General features: G+C 67.6%; 18 protein-coding genes. 10 read left to right on the forward strand and 8 right to left on the reverse strand.

The window, feature by feature from the left end:
• Positions 1-143: 143 nt before the first annotated feature.
• From AC4D2O_RS10335 to AC4D2O_RS10355, 5 genes are all read left to right on the forward strand, one after another.
• On the forward strand, positions 144-1,496 hold the full coding sequence (locus AC4D2O_RS10335; RefSeq protein ID WP_490906960.1) for an ABC transporter substrate-binding protein: 1,353 nt from the start codon (positions 144-146) through the stop codon (positions 1,494-1,496).
• A 100-nt stretch (positions 1,497-1,596) separates the two neighbouring features.
• Entirely contained in the window at positions 1,597-2,547 is a 951-nt protein-coding gene (locus tag AC4D2O_RS10340; protein WP_490906962.1) for a carbohydrate ABC transporter permease, read from the forward strand.
• A gap of 3 nt (positions 2,548-2,550) precedes the next feature.
• The gene (locus AC4D2O_RS10345) at positions 2,551-3,474 is read left to right on the forward strand and encodes a carbohydrate ABC transporter permease (RefSeq protein WP_490906965.1); all 924 of its coding nucleotides are present in this window, start codon (positions 2,551-2,553) and stop codon (positions 3,472-3,474) included.
• Between the two features lie 51 nt (positions 3,475-3,525).
• The gene (gene arfA / locus AC4D2O_RS10350; protein ID WP_490906969.1) at positions 3,526-5,037 is read left to right on the forward strand and encodes an arabinosylfuranosidase ArfA; all 1,512 of its coding nucleotides are present in this window, start codon (positions 3,526-3,528) and stop codon (positions 5,035-5,037) included.
• Positions 5,034-5,942 (forward strand): aldose 1-epimerase family protein, encoded by a 909-nt coding sequence (locus tag AC4D2O_RS10355; protein WP_490906972.1) that lies wholly within the window; start codon positions 5,034-5,036, stop codon positions 5,940-5,942. Before arfA ends, AC4D2O_RS10355 begins: the two co-directional genes overlap by 4 nt.
• 69 nt (positions 5,943-6,011) lie before the next feature.
• On the opposite strand, the gene AC4D2O_RS10360 is transcribed toward AC4D2O_RS10355, so the two are convergent.
• Complete coding sequence (locus AC4D2O_RS10360) at positions 6,012-6,686, reverse strand: nucleoside/nucleotide kinase family protein (RefSeq protein WP_490906974.1); 675 nt, start codon at positions 6,684-6,686, stop codon at positions 6,012-6,014.
• 132 nt (positions 6,687-6,818) lie between these two features.
• Here AC4D2O_RS10360 and AC4D2O_RS10365 point away from each other — a divergent pair, with 132 nt between their 5' ends.
• Positions 6,819-7,394: an anthrone oxygenase family protein gene (locus AC4D2O_RS10365; protein WP_490906975.1), complete on the forward strand. Its 576-nt coding sequence runs from the start codon at positions 6,819-6,821 to the stop codon at positions 7,392-7,394.
• Positions 7,395-7,482: 88 nt separating this feature from the next.
• On the opposite strand, the gene AC4D2O_RS10370 is transcribed toward AC4D2O_RS10365, so the two are convergent.
• The 3 genes from AC4D2O_RS10370 to AC4D2O_RS10380 form a co-directional block, all read right to left on the reverse strand.
• Positions 7,483-8,478, reverse strand: coding sequence for an NAD-dependent epimerase/dehydratase family protein (locus AC4D2O_RS10370; RefSeq protein WP_490906976.1), 996 nt, complete (start codon positions 8,476-8,478; stop codon positions 7,483-7,485).
• Positions 8,479-8,509: 31 nt separating this feature from the next.
• Complete coding sequence (locus AC4D2O_RS10375; RefSeq protein WP_490906978.1) at positions 8,510-8,884, reverse strand: hypothetical protein; 375 nt, start codon at positions 8,882-8,884, stop codon at positions 8,510-8,512.
• Positions 8,885-9,005: 121 nt separating this feature from the next.
• Positions 9,006-9,542: a GNAT family N-acetyltransferase gene (locus AC4D2O_RS10380; protein ID WP_490906979.1), complete on the reverse strand. Its 537-nt coding sequence runs from the start codon at positions 9,540-9,542 to the stop codon at positions 9,006-9,008.
• A 231-nt stretch (positions 9,543-9,773) separates the two neighbouring features.
• Between AC4D2O_RS10380 and AC4D2O_RS10385 the strand changes: the two genes are divergently transcribed.
• The 4 genes from AC4D2O_RS10385 to crcB (AC4D2O_RS10400) are packed head-to-tail and all read left to right on the forward strand — an operon-like array spanning position 9,774 to position 12,010.
• A complete protein-coding gene (locus AC4D2O_RS10385) occupies positions 9,774-10,181 on the forward strand; it encodes a DUF1801 domain-containing protein (protein ID WP_490906981.1) in 408 nt (135 codons plus the stop codon).
• Positions 10,178-10,924 carry a dienelactone hydrolase family protein gene (locus tag AC4D2O_RS10390; protein ID WP_490906983.1) on the forward strand — a complete coding sequence of 249 codons (747 nt, stop codon included), beginning with the start codon at positions 10,178-10,180 and terminating at the stop codon, positions 10,922-10,924. The genes AC4D2O_RS10385 and AC4D2O_RS10390 overlap by 4 nt, the downstream gene beginning before the upstream one ends.
• Positions 10,914-11,618: a fluoride efflux transporter CrcB gene (gene crcB / locus AC4D2O_RS10395; RefSeq protein WP_490906985.1), complete on the forward strand. Its 705-nt coding sequence runs from the start codon at positions 10,914-10,916 to the stop codon at positions 11,616-11,618. The genes AC4D2O_RS10390 and crcB (AC4D2O_RS10395) overlap by 11 nt, the downstream gene beginning before the upstream one ends.
• Complete coding sequence (crcB, locus tag AC4D2O_RS10400) at positions 11,615-12,010, forward strand: fluoride efflux transporter CrcB (protein ID WP_490906987.1); 396 nt, start codon at positions 11,615-11,617, stop codon at positions 12,008-12,010. The genes crcB (AC4D2O_RS10395) and crcB (AC4D2O_RS10400) overlap by 4 nt, the downstream gene beginning before the upstream one ends.
• Positions 12,011-12,255: 245 nt before the next feature.
• Here the strand turns inward: crcB (AC4D2O_RS10400) and AC4D2O_RS10405 are convergent, their stop codons facing one another.
• The 4 genes from AC4D2O_RS10405 to AC4D2O_RS10420 form a co-directional block, all read right to left on the reverse strand.
• Entirely contained in the window at positions 12,256-14,109 is a 1,854-nt protein-coding gene (locus AC4D2O_RS10405) for an HNH endonuclease (protein WP_490906990.1), read from the reverse strand.
• 99 nt (positions 14,110-14,208) lie between these two features.
• Entirely contained in the window at positions 14,209-14,493 is a 285-nt protein-coding gene (locus tag AC4D2O_RS10410) for a DUF6510 family protein (protein WP_490906991.1), read from the reverse strand.
• 11 nt (positions 14,494-14,504) lie between these two features.
• Entirely contained in the window at positions 14,505-15,221 is a 717-nt protein-coding gene (locus AC4D2O_RS10415; RefSeq protein ID WP_490906993.1) for a ferredoxin reductase, read from the reverse strand.
• On the reverse strand, positions 15,218-15,811 hold the full coding sequence (locus tag AC4D2O_RS10420; protein WP_490906995.1) for a sulfite oxidase-like oxidoreductase: 594 nt from the start codon (positions 15,809-15,811) through the stop codon (positions 15,218-15,220). The genes AC4D2O_RS10415 and AC4D2O_RS10420 overlap by 4 nt, the downstream gene beginning before the upstream one ends.
• Positions 15,812-15,846 lie beyond the last annotated feature (35 nt).

Raw genomic sequence — 15,846 nt, forward strand, 5'->3', positions numbered from 1 at the left:
CGCAGGAGGACGGACCCGGATCAAGGAAGATTCGAGAGGGCACGCCATCCGGGTGCCCCGGCGATCCTCCTCCCTGCAGAACCTGGACCAGCCGCCCACGGGCGGACCACGGTGGATTGCCACCGCGAGAGGAAGCACAAGATATGAAAGCCACGTTCCTGGCATCGGTCGGCATCGTCGCCGTCACCGCTGTAGCACTGACCGGCTGCTCCGGAGGGGAAGCGGGTGGCGACGGAGGGGGCTCCGAAGCTGCCTCCTGCACCAACACCATCGTCAACGCCGAAGCGCCCCAGGTCACGGTCTGGGCCTGGTACCCCGCGTTCAACGAGGTCGTCGACCAGTTCAACAACGCCAATGACGACGTCCAGATCTGCTGGACGAACGCAGGTCAGGGCAACGACGAGTACACCAAGTTCTCGACGTCGATCGAGTCCGGATCAGGAGCCCCGGACGTCATCCAGCTCGAATCCGAAGTCCTCTCCAGCTTCACCATCCGCGACGCGCTCGTCGACCTCACCGAATTCGGTGCCAACGACGTCAAGGCGGACTACGCCGCGGGCGCCTGGGAAGACGCGAGCAGCGGTGACGCCGTCTACGCCATCCCCGTCGACGGCGGGCCCATGGGCATGCTCTACCGCCAGGACCTCTTCGATGCCGCAGGCATCCAGGTGCCGACCACCTGGGAGGAGTTCGAGGCAGCGGCCCGGAAACTGAAGGAATCCGGTAGCGACGCGGTCATCGGCGACTTCCCGACCAACGGCCGCGCCTTCAACCAGGCGCTCTTCGCCCAGGCCGGTTCCGTACCGTTCGAATACGACTCCGCCAACCCGCAGGAGATCGGCATCAAGGTCAATGACGAGGGCGCCAAGAAGGTCCTCGAGTACTGGGACGGCCTCGTGAAGGACGGCCTCGTCGCGACCGACGACGCCTTCACGGCCGACTACAACACCAAGCTCGTCGACGGTTCCTACGCCGTCTACCTCGCCGCGGCCTGGGGCCCCGGCTACCTGCAGGGCCTGTCCGACGCCGATCCGACCGCCGTCTGGCGTGCGGCGCCGCTGCCGCAGTGGGACGCAGCCAACCCCGTCCAGGTGAACTGGGGCGGCTCCACCTTCGCCGTGACGGAACAGGCGAAGGACAAGGAGCTCGCGGCGAAGGTCGCAATGGGCATCTTCGGCAACGAGGAGGGCATGAACCTCGGTGTCGACAAGGGAGCTCTCTTCCCGTCCTACGCCCCCGTGCTCGATTCCGATGCGTTCGCCAACAAGGAGTACGAGTTCTTCGGCGGACAACAGATCAACAAGGACGTGTTCCTCGACGCTGCTGCCGGCTACGAGGGCGCCACGTTCAGCCCCTTCCAGAACTACGCCTACGACCAGCTGACGGTCCAGATCTACGCCATGGTCCAGGGCGAGAAGGACGCGAGCCAGGCGCTCGACGACCTGCAGGCCTCGCTCGAGCAGTACGCCACCGAGCAGGGCTTCACGCTCAAGTAGCCCGCCGGCAGGGTGCCCGCCCCAGGGTGGGCACCCTGCTTCCCGGTCCCTGCGGAGACCTCCACCCCACGTCCGTTCCGATCCCCGAGGAAAGACCATCATGGCCACGACCACCGCGCCGACGTCGTCCCACCGCGCCGAGGCACACCAGCAGGTCAAGCACCGACCGGACAGGAACTACCGGCGCCGCCAGCGCTGGGGGTGGCTGTTCGTCGCACCCTTCGCCCTGATCTTCCTGACCTTCCTGATCCTCCCGCTCGTCTTCGCGTTCCGGATGAGCCTGTTCACGAGCACGCTCGCCACCGGGGACAGGTTCGTGGGCTTCGCGAACTACGCCAAGGCCTTCACGGATCCGCTCTTCCTCGACGGACTGCTCACGGTCGCGAAGTTCGGGCTCATCATGATCCCGGCGCAGATGATCGTGGCGCTGATCGCTGCGCTCGTCCTCGACAACCTGGCCACCTGGGCGTCGAAGTTCTCCCGGTTGATGATCTTCATCCCCTACGCCGTGCCGGTGGTCATCGGCGCGCTCATGTGGGGCTTCCTCTACAGCCCGCGCTTCGGCCCCGCGGGTTCGCTCTTCGCCCTGTTCGGGGCCGAGGCGCCGAACTTCCTCTCGCAGGACAGCATCTTCGGAAGTCTCGTGAACATCGTGACCTGGCAGTGGGCCGGCTACTACATGATCATCATCTACGCCGCGCTCAGGGGCATCGACCCGGGAATCTACGAGGCGGCCGTGCTCGACGGTGCCTCGGACCGGCAGATCGCCACCCGTATCAAGGTCCCGATGATCTCCTCCTCGCTCGTGATGGTGGTCATCTTCGCCCTGATCGGGACCCTCCAGTTCTTCACCGAACCGCAAGTGCTGCGGGGGGTGGCGCAGGGTGCGATCCCCACGGACTACACACCGAACATGTACGCGTTCTCGCTGGCCTTCTCCTACAGCCAGTTCAACTACGCCTCGGCCATCTCCTTCGCGCTCGGCATCGTGGTCTTCGTGTTCTCCTTCTTCTTCCTCTTCCTGACCCGCAAGCAGAGCGGACTGAAATAAGCCATGGCACTCGTCACAGACTCACCGAAGCAGCAGGGCGGCAGGGGCCGCAGCGCGGCATCGCGCACCAGGGCCCGCAGCGGCGGACCGCGCATCGGCTCGCACATCTTCCTGCTCATCCTCGTCATCTACTTCATCACGCCCATCTGGTGGCTGACCGTCGCGAGCACCAAGGACACCGCGGGCCTCTTCGGCGGCTCGGGCGGGCCGCTGTGGTTCGATAACGAGTTCCACTTCTTCGACAACGTCCAGGGCCTGTTCGACCGCCAGAACGGCATCTACTGGCGCTGGCTCGGCAACTCGTTCCTGTACGCGATCTCGGGCGGCGTGGGCGCCACGGTCCTCGCGGTCCTCGCCGGCTACGGGTTCGCCAAGTACAGGTTCCGCGGCAGGGGCGCCTTCTTCGGCATCCTCCTCGGCGCGGTCATGGTCCCGCTGACGGCGCTCGTCATCCCGACCTTCGTCCTGCTGAGCGAGGTCGGCCTCGTCAACACCATCTGGGCCGTCATCCTCCCGTCGCTCCTCAGCCCTTTCGGCGTCTACCTCATGAGGGTTTTCGCACAGGAAGCCGTGCCGGACGAACTGCTGGATGCCGCCCGGATCGACGGGGCGGGGGAGCTCCGCACGTTCTTCACGATCGCGCTGCCGCTGCTGCGCCCGGCCATCGTCACGGTGCTCCTGCTCTCCGTCGTCGGCACCTGGAACAACTTCTTCCTGCCGCTGGCGGTCCTCAGCGACCCGCTGCTGCTCCCCGTCACCGTGGGACTGAACGGCTGGACCGCCCTGTCCAACGCCGGCAGCGGTGGCGAGGCGCTCTGGAACCTCATCACCACCGGCGCCTTCATCTCGATCATCCCGCTGATCATCGCGTTCCTCTCCCTCCAGAAGTACTGGCAGGGCGGACTGTCCCTGGGCTCGCTCAAGTAGCCCGCGGATCCGCCTTCACCTACCCACGACACCCGCACAGAAAGTAGTTCGATGCAGAACGCACGCCTCACCCTCGACCCCCATTTCACGGTCGGGCGGATCAACCGCAACATCTTCGGCGGGTTCGTCGAACACCTCGGCCGCCACGTGTACGACGGCATCTACGAGCCCGGCCACACCACGGCCGACGACGAGGGCTTCCGCCAGGACGTCATCGAGCTGGTGAAGGAGATGGGGGTCTCGACGATCCGCTACCCGGGCGGGAACTTCGTCTCCGGCTTCCGCTGGGAGGACAGTGTGGGCCCGCGGGACGAACGCCCTACGCGCCTCGACCTGGCCTGGCACTCCACCGAGACCAATCAGGTGGGCATGCACGAGTTCGCCTCATGGCTGCGGAAGGTGGACAGCGACCTCATGCTCGCGGTCAACCTCGGCACGCGCGGCACGCTCGAGGCCCTCGAGCTCCTCGAGTACTCGAACCTGCCGAAGGGCACGGCCCTCGCGGACCAGCGCATGGCCAACGGGCGTCCGGATCCGTTCGGTGTGAAGATCTGGTGCCTCGGCAACGAGATGGACGGTCCCTGGCAGCTCGGCCACCGGTCGGCCGATGACTACGGGAAGATCGCCTCGCGCACCGCGAAGGCCATGCGTCAGCTCGACCCGTCCATCGAACTCGTGGCCTGCGGGTCCTCCAGCGCCCACATGCCGACCTTCGGCGAGTGGGAGCGCGTGGTCCTCTCGCACACCTACGACGACGTCGACTACATCTCCTGCCATGCCTACTACGAGGAGAAGGACGGCGACCTCGGCTCGTTCCTCGCCTCAGCCGTCGACATGGATTCCTTCATCGAGTCGGTCGTCGCCACGGCGGACCACGTGAAGGCCGTCCGGGGCAGCTCGAAGACCATCAATATCTCCTTCGACGAATGGAACGTCTGGTACATCAGCCGCTTCGAGAACGTCGACAAGATCCAGGGCCTCGACAACTGGCCGGTCGCTCCGCGCCTGCTCGAGGACTGCTATTCGGTGGCGGACGCCGTCGTGTTCGGCAACCTGATGATCTCGCTGCTCAAGCACGCGGACCGCGTCACCTCGGCGTCCCTCGCGCAGCTCGTGAACGTGATCGCCCCGATCATGACCGAGCCGAACGGTCCGGCGTGGCGCCAGACCACCTTCTTCCCGTTCGCCATCACCTCGCGCCTGGCGCAGGGCTCCGTCCTCGAGCTGAAGCTCGATGCCGGGACCTACGAGACCGGCGAGTACGGCGTCGTCCCGCTCGTGGACGCCGTGGCGACGCACGACGACGTCGCCGGCACCGCCGCCGTCTTCCTGGTCAACCGCTCCCAGACCGAGGAGATCACGGTGACCATCGACATCGCGGCGCTCGACGGCTTCACGGGCGTCAGCGCGGAGTCGCTGTACGATACGGACGTATATGCCAAGAACACCCTCGAGGAGCCCGAGCGCGTGACCATGAAGCCCAACACCTCCGCGACGCTCGACGGCGGCGCCGTCACCGTCACGCTTCCACCCGTGTCGTGGACGGCCGTATCCCTCGCATGAGCCACCCCGAATACAGGATCGAGGGCGACGGCTACACGGCCGTCGTCCTCGGTCTCGGAGCCGCCGTCCGCGAACTCACCCACGAGGGACGGCCTCTCGTGGTCGGCTTCGGCGCGGGCGAGGAGATGCCGAACTTCCGTGGCGCCTTCGTGGCGCCCTGGCCCAACCGCATCGCCGACGGACGCTACTCGTTCGACGGCGTCGACCACGAGCTGCCGATCAACGAGCCCGAGCGGGGCACGGCCCTCCACGGACTCGTCTTCGACATCCCCTGGACCCTCGTGGAACACACCGACTCCGCCGTGACGCTCGGATGCACCATCGAGCCGACGGAGGCGTACCCCTTCACGGTCGCGCTGCACGCACGGTTCAGCGTCGGCCCCGACGGTTTCCGCACCGACGTCACGGCCCTGAACACGGGATCGCGGCGCGCGCCCTACGGCGTCTGCCCCCACCCGTACCTCGTGGCGGGACCGTCACCGCTCGACGAGTGGGTGCTCGAACTCCCGGCTTCCACCGTCCTGACCGTCACCCCCGATCGCCTGCTGCCCGTGGCGAAGGAGCCTGTCGAGGGGACCCCCTTCGACTTCCGGTCGGCCCACCCCCTCGGCGACGTGCAGATCGATCACGCCTTCACGGGTATCGGTCGCGACGCAGCCGGCCTTGCGACGGTCAGGGTCACCGATCCGGCGCACGGGACCGGCACCGCGATGGTGTGGGACGAGAGCTGTCCATGGGTCCAGATCCATACGGCCGACCTCCCGCAGAAGCCCGAGAACACCCGCCTGGGCCTCGCCGTGGAACCTATGACGTGCCCGCCTGCGGCGTTCACCACGGGGGAGGACCTCGTGGTCCTCGAGCCGGGTGCGACGCACCGAACCGGCTGGACGATCACCGCTCTCTAGAAGATCACTGCTCTCTAGACGATCACTGCTCTAGAGGCCCGGGCCGGCGGCCGTGCCGGTTGGCACTCGTCAGCTGTATGTGGGGAGCCGGTCCTGTCCGGGGACCTCATGGCAGCGTGCCGGGGCGTCGCCGCCTGTCAGTGTGTCGCCGCCTGTCAGTGTGTCGCCGCCCGTCAGTGTGTCGCCGCCCGTCAGGGCGAGCAACTCGTCCGTTATCGCTTGGCGCGTACCGGCGGACTGCAGGATGTGGAACGACGGGTAGGCGGGCAGGCGCCGGTAGGCGGACTGCAGCGTCGCGAGACCCGACCGTGTCTCGCGGTCCGTGGCGCGCCGGTGCACCCGTTCGAGGGCGACGTCGATCGGGAGCTCGAAATGCACGACGAGGTCGGGAGCCGGCAGGACACGCTGGAGCCACGGCACGACGACGCAATGCGGGAGGCCGCGTGTCTCCCGCAGTGCGAGCTGGCAGTCGAGTCCTCGATCGAGGATGGCGACGCCGTCGAACCGGACCAGCCGTACCTCGTTCACCAGCACGTTGACCACGCGGATGACGGTCTCCAGGAGGTCCTGTACCCGGGATCCGGGCGTCCATTGCAGGGCATCCCACCAGCCGCTCATGGTCCTCCGGCCGGCAGGGTTCTTCAGCACGAGCGCTGTGCCGCCGCGAGCCGTGATCACGGCTGCGAGATCACGCGCTGCGGTGCTCTTGCCGGAGCCGTCGATGCCGGTCAGGAGGATACGCACGGGGTGGACCTTTCGAGGAGGTGTACCCCCTTCCAACGGGACGGACCTCTGGCTCGTTCCCGGGCAGCTCGATGTCGATCGTCCGGCGGTAGTGTCGGGTTGCACGAACCCCAGCGGACGGAGCGGAGAGCCATGCCGGATACGATCATCACGGCCGCAGCCGTCGTCGGCTGCCTCCTGACCGCGGGTGTCTACGTCGCCTTCGCCGTGATGGTGATGCCGGCGCTGACACCGGACCCGTGGGCCGGCACGAGAGTCATGCGTGAGGTCAACCGTTGGGCAGTACGTCCGCCCTTCATCGCTCTCTTCTTCGGCACGGCGCTCCTCTGCATCGTGTTGCTCGTGCTCGGCGTCCTCGGGCGCGATCCTCTCGTGGGTCTGGGAGCTGCGGGCTACCTGGTCGGCGTGGTCATCACCGTTGTCGGCAATGTCCCCCTGAACGACGCACTTGCTCGTGCGGGGTCCGGTGGTTCCAGTGGCTCGGGCGGTTCGGGCGGTTCGGGCGGTTCGGGCGGTTCGGGCGGTTCGGGTGGCTCGGGTGGCTCGGGTGGCTCGGGTGGCTCGGGTGGCTCGGGTGGTTCGGGCGGCTCGGACGACGACGATTCCGCATGGGCCGAGTTCGTTGGTCCATGGTCGCGGCTGAACCTGGCGCGAGCGGTCGTGTCGGCGCTGGGCGGTGTTCTCCTGCTGGCACACCTACTGGCCTGAGGGACGGTCGCGGCGCGGTACCCCGCTCGGTATCCGCTGCGGGGTACTCACGGCAGGTATTCACCGCGCAACGCGAACCTGCCACTGATCAGGTGGCCCCGGCCTCAGGGAGCGCAGCGAGCAAGTCCTGTTCCTCACTCCTCGTCAGCCCGGCCTTCCGGTCGCGCTCGAGCCCCCGGCCGCGTTCGTCGTCGAGCGTGTCCCGGAGCGTCTCGGTCAGGTCCCTGAGTTCGCCGCCCGCTGCACGGAAGGCCGCGTTGCTGCGTCGGCAGAACCCCGTGAACTCGTCCGGGAGCCATAGTGGCAGTGACCTCGGACCGGACCAGTAGGCCACGCCCTGTTCGACCAGCCACCCGGGTGACGCCTCCACCACTGCGCCCGAGTGCCCCGCGACGGAGCTTGCCCGTGCAAGGACCTCGTCGAACCCATGGAAATCGCCGACCGCGTTGATGACACCGACGGTTCCGGCCAGACCTGCGCTGACGGTCCAGGCAGCGAGATCGCGTACATCGATGACCTGGACGAACCGGTGCGAGAGTGTCGGCGCGAGGACGTCTTCGTCGCCGGCGAGCGCGCACCGCGAGATCCAGTAGCCGAACCTGTCGCTGCCGTCACCAGGCCCTGCGATGAGGCCGGCGCGGACCGTCAGGAGGCGGTCCCCGAGGACGTCGGCAGTCGCTCGTTCACAGAGCACCTTGGCCGAGGCGTAGTCATCGCCTGTCGTGTCGGCCGCGACGTCGACCAGTGCGGCTGTCTCATCCGCGCCCGGTTCGGCATTGGAAGCGTAGACGGAGCAGGAGGAGATCAGCGTCCAGTGGGCTGCCCGTTCCGCCAGGGCTGCGAGCGCACCGGTGACGTGGTCGATGTTCCACGAGATCTCGATGACCTCGTCCCAGTCGGTGTCGCTGACGGCGTCGTACGCGCGGGGAGCCGAGCGGTCGGCGGCGACAAGATCGGCACCGGGTGGAGGTGGTCCTTCCGTACCGCGGGCGAGGCAGGTGACGTGGTGACCGCCCGCGACCAGCTGGGTAGCGACTTCCCGGCCGAGCCATGCGGTACCGCCGAGGATCAGGATGCGACTCATGCCTCCACTCAACAGGAACGGGCCCTCCCTGTCACCGTTCCTGCTGTGGGGTCTCCACGGTGTCCGCGGCCTCGGCGGTCCTGGCAGTTCCCGGCGGATTCGACGATTCGACCACGCGAGCCGCCAGCAGACGGGCCTCGCGTAGCCGCTCCGGAGGGCAGGTCCCCACAGGTGGCATCGAGAACGCGACGTCGCCGTCGTCGTGCCGGGAGACGGACTTCCCACTGCTGCGATGCACGCAGGGAAGTGCGAGCACGACGCCGCCGGCGGCGATCAGGAGGAGGGGATAGCCCCGGGCGCCGGTGACCTGGGCGAGGATTCCGAGGGAGATGCTGAGTGTGCCGAGCAGAACAAGAAACCTGGTGATCATCACACGTCCGTCGTCGTTGACTGATTGTGGTGGCACCGATAGTACTCCCACAGTGCGGGGCGTCCCACCCGCCTGGCCGTGTCACCTCGCCACAGGAGGCGGATGGAGTGCGGTCCTCGTGAGTTCTGCGGGTAGCAGTGCGTGGGTTCGCGTCAGGTCAGGTCAGGATGCGCTGGTACAGCAGGTGGTCCTGCCAGGACCCCGCGATCCGCAGGTAGGACGGCGCCAGACCGATCACCGTGAAGCCGGCCCGGTCCAGGACGGCCCTCGAGGGCGCATTCCGGGGCAGGACCGACGCCTGGACGCGGTGCAGCCCGAGCTCCTCGCGCGCGTGGAGCAACGCTGCCCCGAGTGCGCTCGAGCACACGCCCTGGCCCTGCAGGCCGACGTCGACCCAGTAGCCGACGTGCGCACTGAGGAAAGGACCCCGCACGATTCCGGTGAGGGTGATGGCGCCGACGATGCGCTCCTCCGTCGTCATCACCCACGGAACCTCGGTACCGGCCGCCAGACCTGCGAGACGGGTGGCGATCTGCTCCGACTGGCCTGCCGGGGTGAAGAAGGCGTCGTCGCGGGACGGCTCCCAGGGAGCAAGGTGGCCGCGGTTGTCCTGGTAGGCCCGAGCGAGTGCGGTCGAATCGGTCGCGGCGAGCAGACGCATGCGTACCGGGGATGGCAGGGTCGGAGGGAACACCTGCGCAACAGTAGTGGACGTACGCCGAGCTGGTGCGGAAGGTGCGGAACAGTCACGCGGGACGAGGTCGACGGCGTGAGCAGGGCGACGCCCGCTTCACCTCGCCACTGCGCGAACTCCGGGCGGTATCTCCCGTCCTCACGCCCAGCTGAACTGTCGGACCTCCCTCCTGGTGGCCCTTGTGCTCGCGAGACACTTCCGGCCCGATGTGTCCACTGGCACACTGTCTCCATGGCAGGAGTACCCGACACCCGGGTGGACGACTACATCGCAGCACTACCGCGCTGGCAGCAGGACATCTGTCGCACGGTCCGTCGTCTCGTGCACGAGGCGGACCCCGAGGTGCAGGAGACGATCAAGCGCACCCGGCAGCCCTACTTCGTCCTCGACGGCAACGTCTGTGCGCTGCTCGCCACGAAGGACCACGTCAACGTGTTCCTGTACGACGGCGGGTTGGCGCCCGATCCGCACGGCATCATCACGGGCGGTACCTCCAACTCCACGGGGCGGACGGTCGCGCTCTACGAGGACGGGCCGTTCGACGAGGATGCACTGCGAGAGATCTTCAGGGCCATCATCGCGGACAACCGCGCAGGCGGTTGGCGCAGCATCAAGAAGCGTGCAAGCCTAGGCGAATGAGCCCGATCCAGGATGTCGCCATGCCTGCGGGCGCCCTTTCCGCGTACGTGGTGCGTCCGGCTGGGCCCGTGCGGGGCGGACTCGTGCTGATCCACGAGGTATGGGGGCTCGTCGGCCATACCCGCGATGTTGCTGACCGGTTCGCCGGGGAAGGGTATGTCGTCGTCGCACCGGATCTTCTCGCCGACCAGGGCATCACCGAGGAGAACACGGCAGGAATCGGTGAGGCGATCGCGGGCCCGGACGAGGCAGCGCGTAACGAGGCGCAGCCGAAGCTCAGGGCACTTCTGGCGCCCTTGCGGAACCCCGAGTTCGGGGCACTCACCACGGAGCGGGTCCGGGCGTGCTTCGAGTTCCTGTATGACGATACTGACGTCGCGGGGCGCGTCGGCATCGTCGGTTTCTGCTTCGGCGGAACCTACAGCTTCTCCCTCGCCATCGAAGAACCGCGTCTGATGGCGTGCGTTCCCTTCTACGGTCATGCGTCGTTCTCGGATGAGGAACTGGCGCGCATCGAGGCACCCGTCCTGGCCTTCTACGGTCAGGACGACGACCCACTCATCGCGGCGTTGCCGGCGCTCGAGGGAGCGATGGACGTCGCAGGTGTCGACTTCACGCCCAAGGTCTACCCGGACGCCGGTCACGCATTCTTCAACGACTCCAATCGCTTCGCGTATCGCCCGGGGCCTGCTGGAGACGCGTGGAACCTGACCCTGGAGTTCCTCGCTCGGCATGTCGTCTGAGTCGGCTGGGGCGTCTGGGGCGTCTGAATCACCTCAGTTGCCTGAGGCGTCTAAGCCGTCTGGGTCGGCTGGATCGCCCGGGTGGGGGGTGCCCGTGGCATCGCGCGGGTCGACCGAGTCGGCTGGATCGCCCGCCTTCGAATCACCCGCGTTATCCGGATCGTCCGAGGCGCCGGCACCACTGACACCCGCACCAGCCGGCAGACCTCTTCACTTCACGCCCACCTACCTGCTATTGGTGTTCGTCGGCGGGATGAGCGGGACCCTTGCCCGGTTCGGTCTCGCCGAGGCACTCCCGACTCCCGCAGGCCTGCCGCTCGGGATCTTCCTGATCAATATCGCCGGCGCCTTCGTGCTCGGACTCCTGCTCGAGGCTCTTGCGCAGCACGGCCCCGACGAAGGACATCGGCGAGCGATCCGCCTGCTCCTCGGCACGGGCTTCCTCGGTGGCTTCACCACCTACAGCGCCCTCGCTGTCGACTCCGCCCTTCTCCTCGATTCCGGCAGGGTGGCGGAGGGAATCGCATATCTCGCAGGGTCCGTCCTCCTGGGCCTGATCGCGACGGCGGCGGGCATCGCTGTGGGGGCGTGCGCTCGCCGTGGTCCGAGGGCTGGTCGGCGATCCCGCCCGGGGTCGGGCCCGGTACTTCGTCATGAGCCTGGCCCGGACGCGTCGAGGGGGATGACCTCGTGAGCGTGTTCGGCGTCCTCGTGCTCGGCGCCGCCGGAGGGCTCGGGGCGGTCACCCGGTTCATGCTCGAGGGCGTCATCAGGGCGTCGGTCCGAGGCATGGTGCCGATCGGTACGATGACCGTCAACATCAGTGGTTCGCTGTTGCTCGGGCTGCTGACCGGACTGGTCCTTGCGTCCGCGCTTCCGCCCTCGTGGTTGGTGATCGGCGGCACGGGGTTCCTTGGCGGATACACCACATTCAGTACGGCCAGCAGCGAGACGGTGCGTCTGATGCGGGCGGGTCACACGAACGCGGCAATCATGTCAGGGATCGGAACGGCGGTCGTGGCGCTTGTGGCAGCAGCCCTCGGCCTCGTGATCGGGTTGCTGGTGGCTGGAACGGGTGCATCCTGAGGCCCGGCTGCGGGCACCCCTCGCCAACCCTGGCCTTGAGCTCCGGCACGACACACCACCCGTGATCTCGAGCCCGGTGATCTCGAGCCCGGTGATCTCGAGCCCGGTGATTCCGAGCCCGGTGATTCCGAGCCCGGTGATTCCGAGCCCGGTGATCTCGAGCCCGGTGATCTCGAGCCCGGTGACCTCGGGCAAGGCCCCTCGACCCGGTGGACCCGGGTCTGTGGTACTCGAACGCTAGTCACTCAATCAGGCTCGTCCAGGTCGTGTCCCCGCCCGTTGGAGACAGTGCTCGGAGGAGCCAGGACAGGATCGGACGTACCGACGATTTCGCTCTGAACTGCGATTCCTGCTTGCCAGTAGAGGTTCCTCCGCGGGTTGCCGCTCCGTTTCCGACCGGTGGGCGCTGTGAACCACGGGATACCACGACGGAGTTCGACGGTCCACGAGTCGTGGTGGAGGACGTGGTGATGTCGCGAGCAGAGCAGCACGCCGTTGTCGATGCTCGTCGAGCCACCTCGAGACCACGGCGTGAGGTGGTGTGCCTCGCACCAGCTGGCCGGGATGGAACAGTCCGGGAAGGCACAGCCCTTGTCCCTGGCCACGAGCGCCCGCCGAAGGTGCGGAGGGAACAACCGCTGCGCACGTCCCATATCCAGGATCTGCCCCGCACCACCGAGGACCAGCGGGATGATGTCCGCATCACAGGCGATCCTCCTGATGTTCCGTGCACCGATCTGCTCCGAGAAGACGGCGTCACCGGGTCGCGCGGTCTTGCCGATCAGGTCCTCGTAACCGATGGTCACCATCACCTGCGGGCGATGCCCGCCCGTCGCTGGCAGGCCGCCTGTCGAAAGGGCGGTACTGCACGCCGAGACAAGTCCCTCGAGGAGTTGCTGCGCTCGCGTCGGGCCGTCGTGATCGGCTGATGAGCCCGATGACACACCGCTCATGGGACGACCGAGCGCACATCCGAGCGTACCGATGCGTGACGGGCCTCCTGCCGCTTCGAGCGACACTCCGGCGGCCGTGCCCGGTTCTACTCCGGCGGCCGTGCCCGGTTCTACTGCGCCTGCCGTGCCCGGCTCTGCCTGACCCGCCCCTGCCGGTGTTCGAGGCGTTGTCGCCCCGGAGCCCGCAGGTCCTGCCCGGCCCACCGTGCCCGGCTCTGCCTGACCCACCCCTGCCTGACCCGCCCCTGCCGGTGTTCGGGGCGTTGTCGCCCCGGAGCCCGCAGGTCCTGCCGAGTGCAGTGCTCCGCCCCCGATCGGATCCTCACCGCGTCCAGTGGATGCCCGCGGATTGGTGGCTGCGTTCATGACGGTCGCGAGTTGCTCGAACTGTTCGTCCGTGGCGCCGATCTCCAGGACGTTCAGCCCGTCACGCCGGCCCTTGAGGAAGACGCCCTGTCGTGCACGCAGCACTTTCTCCGTGGGTTCCTGCCCGTCCTGATCGAGTACGGCCTCCCAGCGGCGCGCGAGGACGCGGAGGATGTCCTCGTCGGACTCCATCGCCTGCCTCGTCAGATGATGCTCCATCGATTCGAGCTGCTCCGGCGTCGCGACGCACTGCACCCGTTCGAGGGCCTGCGCGACGACGGTTGCCGCCCGGCCGCTGACGACGAAGGAACCCACTGCTTCCCCCAGCGCCGCCAAAGGGGGAGGAACGGGATTCCCGGTCGGCGACATGCTCGGCAACACGACGGCGGCCAGCTTGAGCCGACGCTTCGCCTCCATGCGACTGATGCCCAGCGTCTCCCTCAGGAAATCCGCGCAGTTCCTGAAGCCGTGGCCGGTATCGGCAGACGAGGCGGGCGCGGGATCCTGCGCTGAGACAGGGTCTGCAGGACGGGACGCGGTGGAACCGCTCTCGGGTCCGGAGGCGAGGCCGTGCTGATCCGCGACGCGCGCGGCGAGGACCTGGAGCTGATCGATCACCTTCGACACCTGCTCGACCTCGAGGACGAACCGCAGGGCGTCCTGCCGTGACAGGAGGTGGTGGTACTGGGCCAACCCGAGTGCGCAGTCGCTCAGGAGGGAGTGAGCCTCGTCCAGAGAGGACCCCGGCTCGGAGTAGCGCTTGATCGGTGTGACGGGCATGACACGATCGTATCGAATCTGTGTTCTATTAATCATGGCCGAGCTGCCGGTGTGGAGGGGTAGTGGGGGGCTCGATCTCCACAGGCCCGATGGTGAGGCTCAGGGCTTGGCGACCACGAGGTGCCGGACGCCGTCGATGGTGAGGACCTGCCGGTCACCCTGATCCGTGAGGCAGAGCAGTACGGCCGTACAGGTCGGGCACCGCAACACCATGCCCGGTGCTTTCGTGTACAGGAGCGCGGCAGCCAGGGGACCGGAGGACCCGCAGCCCGCACACATGCATTCCGCACTCGTGAGGTCGGAGACGAACTGGTCGAGGGCCCCGGCAAGGGCGTTGCCGTCGAGGTGGTCCTGATCGAGGGGATACTGCTCCGTGCTGTCCATCGTGATCCTTCCTATCCGCCGTACCGCTCCGTGCGGATACGCGCGGCGTCGTGCCCGTCCTCGACGAGCCACGCGGCGACGGCCTCGACGAAGCCCGTCGAGCCGCAGATGTAGACGGACGGCGCATCGTCCGGTGGGAAGCAGGACGCAGCGACCGCCTCGTGCGTGAGGCGTCCGACCGGCCGTCCGTCGGGTGCCTCACGGGAGTAGGCGATGTCGACCGTGACCTGCGGGTCCTCCTGCCCGACGACGTCGAGCTCGCCCCGGTAGAACACGTGGTCGGGGCTGCGGACCGAGTAGAGCAGCCGCGCCGGTACGTCCGACCTGGCCTCGGCATGCGCCCGGAGCATCGCCATGAGCGGGACCACGCCCGACCCTCCGGCGATCAGTTGCAGTGGACCTGCGAGTTCCGGTGTCCACGTGAACCACCCACCTACCGGGCCCCGGACCTCCAGCTGGTCACCCTCGGACAGGACACCCACGAGGAAGGGGGATACCTCGCCGTCGTCGAGCTCCTCGACCGTCAGCTCCAGTTCGCGCGGCGGCACCCACGCCGCCACCGAGTACGAGCGCACTGCCTGGTAGCCGTCCTCCGCAGTGAGCCTCAGGTCCACGTGCTGACCCGGCACCCCCGTGACCACGTCGGGGAAGCGGAGCCTCAGCGTCCGTGCTCGGGATGTCTCGGGACGCGCCGCACTGACCTCGACGGTCTGCCACGACCGCCTCACCAGTAGCGTTCCTCGCGCCACGGATCCCCGTACATGTTGTAGCCGTTGGTCTCCCAGAAGCCGGGCAGGTCCTGGTCCATCAGACGGATACCGTTGACCCACTTCGCGCTCTTCCAGAAGTACAGGTGCGGTACCAGCAGCCTCGCCGGGCCGCCGTGTGCCGGAGAGAGGGGTTCGCCGTCGAACTCGTGGACGATCCACGCCTTGCCGTCGAGGAGGTCGTCGAGCGGGACGTTCGTCGTGTACCCGCCATAGGAGTGGACCATCGTGTATTCGGCCTCGGACTCGACGTCCTCGAACAGGGTGTCGAGGGAGACTCCGCGCCAGGTGGTCCCGAACTTGGACCAGTGCGTCACGCAGTGGATGTCCGTTGTGACGTCCTCCTGCGGCAAGGCCTGCAGCTGCACCCAGTTCCACAGGTGGCTCTGGCCCGGACCGGCATCGATCCGGAAGGTCCAGTCGGCCAGGAGGACTTGGGGAGTGGGACCCGCGGACAGTACGGGAAAACTGTCGGTGAGGTACTGGCCCGGTGGCAGGTTCGCGTCCCGGTTCTGCCGTCTGCCGGTGAAGCCTGAGGTGGGTATGGTCATGCGGTACTCCCGCCAGGGTAGGGCGCGCCGGTTCG

This window comes from Arthrobacter sp. TJ-238, assembly GCF_058269215.1.

Bases quoted from the DNA above. Each gene is read 5' to 3' on its own strand.
- AC4D2O_RS10420 (WP_490906995.1), bottom strand. From the start codon at position 15,811: ATGACCATACCCACCTCAGGCTTCACCGGCAGACGGCAGAACCGGGAC.
- AC4D2O_RS10390 (WP_490906983.1), top strand. From the start codon at position 10,178: ATGAGCCCGATCCAGGATGTCGCCATGCCTGCGGGCGCCCTTTCCGCG.
- AC4D2O_RS10340 (WP_490906962.1), top strand. From the start codon at position 1,597: ATGGCCACGACCACCGCGCCGACGTCGTCCCACCGCGCCGAGGCACAC.
- AC4D2O_RS10405 (WP_490906990.1), bottom strand. From the start codon at position 14,109: ATGCCCGTCACACCGATCAAGCGCTACTCCGAGCCGGGGTCCTCTCTG.
- AC4D2O_RS10385 (WP_490906981.1), top strand. From the start codon at position 9,774: ATGGCAGGAGTACCCGACACCCGGGTGGACGACTACATCGCAGCACTA.
- AC4D2O_RS10365 (WP_490906975.1), top strand. From the start codon at position 6,819: ATGCCGGATACGATCATCACGGCCGCAGCCGTCGTCGGCTGCCTCCTG.
- crcB (WP_490906985.1), top strand. From the start codon at position 10,914: ATGTCGTCTGAGTCGGCTGGGGCGTCTGGGGCGTCTGAATCACCTCAG.
- AC4D2O_RS10335 (WP_490906960.1), top strand. From the start codon at position 144: ATGAAAGCCACGTTCCTGGCATCGGTCGGCATCGTCGCCGTCACCGCT.
- AC4D2O_RS10370 (WP_490906976.1), bottom strand. From the start codon at position 8,478: ATGAGTCGCATCCTGATCCTCGGCGGTACCGCATGGCTCGGCCGGGAA.
- AC4D2O_RS10345 (WP_490906965.1), top strand. From the start codon at position 2,551: ATGGCACTCGTCACAGACTCACCGAAGCAGCAGGGCGGCAGGGGCCGC.
- arfA (WP_490906969.1), top strand. From the start codon at position 3,526: ATGCAGAACGCACGCCTCACCCTCGACCCCCATTTCACGGTCGGGCGG.
- AC4D2O_RS10410 (WP_490906991.1), bottom strand. From the start codon at position 14,493: ATGGACAGCACGGAGCAGTATCCCCTCGATCAGGACCACCTCGACGGC.
- AC4D2O_RS10355 (WP_490906972.1), top strand. From the start codon at position 5,034: ATGAGCCACCCCGAATACAGGATCGAGGGCGACGGCTACACGGCCGTC.